This window comes from Streptomyces hirsutus (assembly GCF_001418415.1).
Lineage (GTDB): Bacteria > Actinomycetota > Actinomycetes > Streptomycetales > Streptomycetaceae > Streptomyces > Streptomyces hirsutus.
Genome location: NZ_LIQT01000191.1, coordinates 1 through 5,340, shown reverse-complemented (window position 1 = coordinate 5,340; position 5,340 = coordinate 1). Strand labels below are relative to the sequence as shown.

Below are 5,340 nucleotides of genomic sequence, written 5' to 3'. Positions count from 1 at the left end.
ACGCCACGTGAGACACCCTCTAAGCCTGGTGCCCTTTGCAGAGATCAACTCCACTGAGGGGGAAGGCTTGTTCCAGGGCACTTTTGCGAGCACACAGAGAAGCCTCAAAAGGGTGACGATCGGGGCATTGCTCTTTTCGTTGTGTGCGCCGATGAGCGTTGCAAACGCCGACGAGGCAGCAGACACGCTTACCATGGAGAGCTATGTTCAGCCGCTCAACGCGGATCCTCTGACCGCCGCTGATGTTGCAGGAGCCAACGGGATCGCTCGCCTGCGTGCCATGCAAACTGACGAGGCCCTCTCAGCAGTGCTGCCTCACGAGGTCATCGGCGAAGCAAGATCAGCAGCGCCGCGCGCAACGGAGACCTCAGCCCAGCCGCCAATGCCTGCCCCAGCGGCGCCAGAGGCAGACGGTGTCAATGCAGCGGCTATCTCATTGCCGGAGCCACCGCACACCATGACGTTGTCCGAGTGCGTCGGGCAACTCGGGACTAAGCAGTTCTACGTCAAGTCCCGGTACGCTGTCTGCTCTGGTCGTCAGTTCGGGCAGATCTGGTACAGCAACGGGCGAGTCGTCGGAAAAAGTCACTTCAACGTCGTGGTCATCGGAACCATTCCGAAGAACAGCCGTGACATGACTGCGACGTATCACTACACGGACTTCACCGCGACGGGCACCAATGCAGCCCCGGCTATGGGGATCACGACGAGTGCCTCAATCCCGAAGAGCTGGCCATCCACGGCAGGGATTTTGAAGGGCGGAACGCTGCCCTCGACCAAGAAGTGGGCTGAGCTGGTCAGCGGGCTCACCATCAAGCACACGATCACCGCGCTGTCAGGGCAACCGGGCACCTTGGGATCTACGCGGATGATCTCAGCCATCTACCAGCCCAACATCAAGCTGATAGCTCCCCCTGGATGGGGTGCAGAGCCGTTCACTGGGGGCGACATCTTCATGTTTCCGCCTCGCTGGGACGAAGCTGGCTACTTGCCCTCGCACACTGCCGGCGGCGCCGCTGTGTTCAGCATCCTCCCGACCCTGACCTACAGCACCGCGGCAAGCGCTCCGGAACGTGAAGTGGCCCTTCATATCAAGAAGGCCTTCACGACACCGCACCTCACCATGCCGCCGCTGGCAACCAAGAGGCTGGCCGGTCAGCACACAGATGAGCCCCTCACCCGCCTCTACCATGACAGCGAGCGCCGGAATAAGAACCGAAGCCGGGCCCTCTGGAACTGTGTCAAGCATTTCCGTCCGAACTACCCACAGAACGGCAAGGAGTGCGATGAATTTCCCTTCGCAGCTACATACCAGGGTGCTGCTGCTTCCGAACATGATCCCCTTCAGGATGCCCGGAACTTCAGCGTGCTGCCCATAGACGCGGAAAGTAATGGGGCCGGCGGAATCCTCCTTGGCCAGTTCTACGACCTAAATAGGCTGATCGATGGACCTGACGACGGATTCCTTGTAAAGATCACCTGACGCGCCAGCGCGTGCTGCGGGCCGGACGGGAGAGCTCATCCGGCCCGCACCGTGTTGGCTACGTCTCGGGCCAGAACTGCGCCATGTATCGCTCCACGCCCTCTGGCACACCATGTGTAGAGAGTTCAGCGGCCTGACGACGCCCAGCACTGACTACACGGACACCCCACGTGCCTGGCCCGTCCGACAGCTCGATTCTCCCGGGCATGGGACCACCGGCGACGCTGCGAGCGCGCAGCTTGCCCGATGAGCAGTAGATGTTCGCCTCGCCCCTCTCTTCCCACTGACCAGGAGGACTGGCCGGCTCAGAATCCCAAACCTCGACGACGAGATCGGCGGTATGGGTGTGTCCGCCACTACTGAAGTCCAAGCGGCCAGCATGGGCAGAGAGAAAAGGGCCTCGCTCGAAGCCACCAGGAAAGGTCACTGGCACTTGCGTATCATCCCAGTCCTGCAGTGCCCAGCCGCCATAGTCGACGTCTACGGCCATCTCCTGCCGGCCAATCAGGTTCGGCACCGTGACTCCTCACTCTGTGGACGCACTCACCGTCCACCTGTCTCAACAGCACTTCCACAGCCATGATCGGCTCCCTTCCTTCATGAAGCAGGCTGTTTCCGCACATCGAGCACTGCAGACTCAACACTCACCACGACCCCGTGCGACCCACGGGTGAGCAGCTGACGCCGCAGTGCTGGCGCCAAGGTCCTGAGCACGAGCAAACAATCCAGTCCACTGCCCCGGGAGTTACGGGTGTCTCGTGAGACATGCTGACGCAGGGGGGCCTCGGGGTGTCAGCTGGGTCTGTCGGTGGCTGTGGCTCGTTCCCGGGCGAGTTGGTCTCGTTCGTCGGCGGTGAGGCCGCCTCAGATCCCAGATGGAGCAATTGTCAAAAGCTGTGGATCAGTAGCTGTTCACGCTGTCTCGTGGTTCAGGTGGGTGAGCCCTTCGATGGAGTCCAGGCGGACCTGCAGGGCGGGATCCAGGGCCGGTGTGGTGGTGAGCAACAGCACCTGGGCCGCCGGGTGTTCCGGGGCGTAGAGGTCGTCTTCATTGTCGTCGCCGGGGATCGGGTTGGGCTGGATCTCGATCCGCCCGTTGGGGATGCCGGCGAGGTGGTAGACGCCCCGGTGGTCGCTGTCGCGCTCGGTGAAGACCAGCCCGAGGCGGTCACTGACGAGCCGGACCAGCTCGCCGGCGGTGTGGGCGCTGGTGCCGTAGGTGTGGTGGTCGGTCATGGTGCACCAGACCCTATGCCGCAGCGATGGCGGGGCACTCGACCAGTCGGCCGCGTTCGAAGCGGGCTCCGGCACGGACGAGGGCGACGAGGTGGGGTGCGTTCACGGCCCGCCACCGGGCCTGGGCGGACTCGACGAGGAAGACCATCGCCGGGGCGGCGGTGCGGGAGCCGGCGCCGCGGGTGACCTTGGTGCGCAGGCGGACGGTGGCGAACGTGGACTCGATCGGGTTGGTCGTCCGCAGGCGGATCCAGTGCTTGGCGGGGAAGTCGTAGAATGCCGGCAGCTCGGCCTCGTCGTCGGTGATCTTCTTGACGGCCTTGGGGAACTTCGCGCCGTAGAGCTGGGTGAACGCCTTGATCGCCTTGACCGCGAGGTCGCGCTCCTCGGCGCCTGTGATGTCCTGAAGCGCCTTGCGGGCGCCGGGCTGGGCCGACTTCGGCAGAGCGTTGAGCACATTGGCGGTCTTGTGCACCCGGCACCTTTGATGACGGGAGGCGGAGAAGACCTCGACCAGGGCCTTCCAGAACCCGAGAGCCCCGTCGCCGACCGCCAGGACCGGGGCGCGCATCCCTCGGCGGGCGCAGTCGCGCAGCAGGTCCGCCCAGGACTCGCCCGACTCGCGGTAGCCGTCCTGGAGTGCGAACAGCTCCTTGCTGCCGTCGGCGCCCAGGATCTCGTCCCGGACCCGGGAGTGCGGGGTGACCCGCCGGCCGCCCGTGCAGAACGGCTGGTGCACCACGACCGTCATGGCGGTCGTGCCTTCGACGTGCTCCCCCACGGGGCCGTCGAGCCGGCCCGACACGAGGGGAGCTGGCGGGGTGGAGCGCGGTGCTCGGGTGAATGCCTTCACTCCTGCGGCTGACGCAGCCTCCGAACCGGCCTGACGGCATGGGGGCGGGCGCTATCACAGGGCCCGTGATCATCAAGCTCGCGCGCGGCCTGGCCGCGCTCTCCCTCGCTCTCACCTCGCTCGCGGCCTCCGGTGCGGCCCACGCCGCCGCGGCCGAGCCGGTCGTCCTGCCGCTCACCGACGCGGTCGCCGCTCTGCCCCTGGCCGTCGAGGCCCGGGACGGCTACAGCCGTGATGCCTTCCGGCACTGGAATGCCGGCGCGAACCCCACTGACGGCTGCAGCACCCGCGGCGAGGTCCTCATCGCCGAAGCCGTCACCGCTCCCGCCGTCGGCGCCCGCTGCGCACTGACCGGCGGTACCTGGTTCTCCTACTACGACGAGGCCACCGTCACCACGGCCTCGGGCTTGGACATCGATCATATGGTTCCCCTTGCCGAGGCCTGGGACTCCGGCGCCTTCGCCTGGACTGCCGAGCGGCGCGAGGCCTACGCCAACGACCTCGGCCAGGACTCCAGCCTCGTCGCCGTCACCGCACGCTCCAACAGGTCCAAGAGCGACCAGGACCCGGCCCAGTGGCTCCCGCCCGCCACGAGCGCGCTGTGCCGGTACGTCTCCGAGTGGACCGCCACCAAACTCCGCTGGGACCTCGCCACCGACCAGAGCGAACACGACCGGCTCACCGAACTCGCCGCCGGCTGCGGCGACACCACCGTCATCTACGAACCGGCCTCATAAGGCCCTGCACAGCTGCCAGTCTGCTGCCCGCCCCGCGCGGCCAGCACCTCACCTGAGCGGCACATGGTAGGCGGCACGTCGGGGTACGGCGGTCTCCGTGGCGGCGGAGTTCCTTGGACCAGTCCCGGAGCTGGTCTTCGAAGCTGAGGTTGTCGCCATGGACAACGGCTTGAGGAAACCGTTGTCGATGCGCCCGCCGACCACCGACCCTGCAGTCGCCAGCCAGTGGCCGGCGTGGACGGAGGCCAGGCCGGAAGGGCTCGCCTTCGAGCGGTTGGACGTGTCCTACCGGCCGGTGGGGTCGTGGCTCAAGTACAAGGTGCGGTCACCGCCAAGGCTGTGACCGGCGTACTCACCGGCTCCCGCGCGGCATCCCGCACGCTTCTGCTGAGCCGCTACGAGGCGTTGTCACGTTGGCTGACCGGCCTGGGGCGATCTTGGAGTTGGTCGTGCCGGGGAGGGGGTCGTTCGTGTCGTCCGCGTCGCCGTCGTACAAGGGGCACCGGTACCCGGTCGAGATCATCTCCCACTGCGTGTGGCTGTACCACCGCTTCCCGTTGTCATTCCGTGAGGTCGAGGAGCTTGATGCTGCAGCGCGGCGTCATCGTCTCCCATGAGACGGTCCGCCGCTGGTGTATGAAGTTCGGCCAGGCCTACGGAGCGGACTGCGCCGCCGTCGGCCGCGGCCCGGGGACACGTGGCACCTGGACGAGGTCTTCATCAAGATCAACGGAGAGCGGAAGTACCTGTGGCGGGCCGTCGACGCCGACGGCAACGTGCTCGACATCCTGGTCCAGAACCGCCGGGACAAGGCCGCGGCCCGGCGCTTCTTCCGCAGGCTGCTCAAGAAGACCTGCTCGGTGCCGCGGGTGGTGGTCACCGACAAGCTGCGCTCCTACGGCGCGGCCCACCGCGAGGTCATGCCCTTGGTCGAGCACCGCTCACACAAGGGCCTGAACAACCGGGCAGAGAACAGCCACCAGCCCACCCGGCAGCGTGAACGCGCGATGAGGAGCCGTAATTAAACTACT

The 5,340-nt window shown here is 66.1% G+C and carries 6 protein-coding genes and 1 pseudogene; 4 read left to right on the top strand and 3 right to left on the bottom strand.

The window, feature by feature from the left end:
• On the top strand, positions 1-1,483 hold a 1,483-nt coding region (locus tag AOK11_RS44935; protein WP_420902990.1), incomplete at its 5' end, for a NucA/NucB deoxyribonuclease domain-containing protein.
• 58 nt (positions 1,484-1,541) lie between these two features.
• Here the strand turns inward: AOK11_RS44935 and AOK11_RS41825 are convergent.
• From AOK11_RS41825 to AOK11_RS15260, 3 genes and pseudogenes are all read right to left on the bottom strand, one after another.
• Positions 1,542-2,000, bottom strand: a complete 459-nt coding sequence (locus tag AOK11_RS41825; RefSeq protein ID WP_240497357.1) for a hypothetical protein — start codon at positions 1,998-2,000, stop codon at positions 1,542-1,544.
• Between the two features lie 395 nt (positions 2,001-2,395).
• The gene (locus AOK11_RS15265; RefSeq protein WP_055594258.1) at positions 2,396-2,719 is read right to left on the bottom strand and encodes a hypothetical protein; all 324 of its coding nucleotides are present in this window, start codon (positions 2,717-2,719) and stop codon (positions 2,396-2,398) included.
• Between the two features lie 13 nt (positions 2,720-2,732).
• Positions 2,733-3,386, bottom strand: a pseudogene (locus AOK11_RS15260) (IS256 family transposase); the annotation flags it as partial.
• A 251-nt stretch (positions 3,387-3,637) separates the two neighbouring features.
• On the opposite strand from AOK11_RS15260, the gene AOK11_RS15255 reads away from it, so the two are divergent.
• From AOK11_RS15255 to AOK11_RS39925, 3 genes are all read left to right on the top strand, one after another.
• Positions 3,638-4,309, top strand: coding sequence for an HNH endonuclease family protein (locus AOK11_RS15255; protein WP_055594257.1), 672 nt, complete (start codon positions 3,638-3,640; stop codon positions 4,307-4,309).
• Between the two features lie 97 nt (positions 4,310-4,406).
• A complete protein-coding gene (locus AOK11_RS15250; protein ID WP_055594256.1) occupies positions 4,407-4,652 on the top strand; it encodes a DNA ligase-like domain-containing protein in 246 nt (81 codons plus the stop codon).
• A 289-nt stretch (positions 4,653-4,941) separates the two neighbouring features.
• Complete coding sequence (locus tag AOK11_RS39925; protein ID WP_276204822.1) at positions 4,942-5,334, top strand: IS6 family transposase; 393 nt, start codon at positions 4,942-4,944, stop codon at positions 5,332-5,334.
• Positions 5,335-5,340: the final 6 nt, after the last annotated feature.